This is a genomic window from Comamonas sp. B-9, from assembly GCF_000410635.1.
In the GTDB taxonomy this organism is placed as follows: Bacteria; Pseudomonadota; Gammaproteobacteria; order Burkholderiales; family Burkholderiaceae_C; genus Comamonas.
Map to the genome: position 1 here is coordinate 12,586 of NZ_KE148574.1, position 530 is coordinate 13,115.

1 protein-coding gene is annotated in these 530 nt (G+C 71.5%); it reads left to right on the forward strand.

Features of this window, described 5'->3' with window-relative positions:
* The coding region (locus H928_RS27550; RefSeq protein WP_043339930.1) for a hypothetical protein at positions 1-497 on the forward strand (497 nt) is incomplete at its 5' end.
* Positions 498-530: the final 33 nt, after the last annotated feature.

A 530-nucleotide genomic window follows, 5' to 3' on the forward strand; every position in this document is an offset into this window, starting at 1 on the left:
CCGGCCTGCTGCTCAAGGTGGGCCTGGGCGGCATTCCGGCCACCGTCATCCTGACGGTGTTGCTGCTGCTGTCCTGGCTGGCCTCCTATGTACTGTGCCACCTGGTGCCGATGCCCGAGGGCTGGACCCTGGTCAACTTCATCACTGGCAGCGCGCTGGCGCTGGCCGCCTTGGTGCTGGGCTTTGCCGCCACCGTCGTGGTGCTGCGGCCGCTGCGCGGCCTGGTGGCGCGCATTGCGCCGCCCGAAACGCCGCAGGTGCTGCTGGGCCGCACAGGCCTGGTGCGCAGCGGCGTCGTCAACGGCACACAGGGTTACGGCAGCGTCGATGACGGCGGCGGCGGGGTCCATGTGCAGATGCGCTCGCCCGAGCGCGAGCTGCCGCGCGGCACCGAGATCGTGCTGATCGAGCACCTGCCGGCGCACAACGCCTGGCGCGTGGTCAGCAAGGCCGAGTTCGACGGCAGCGAGATACCGGGTTTGCACCCACCTGTTTGATAGGGGCGGGGCGCCCCCGCCCCCGCGGCGGGG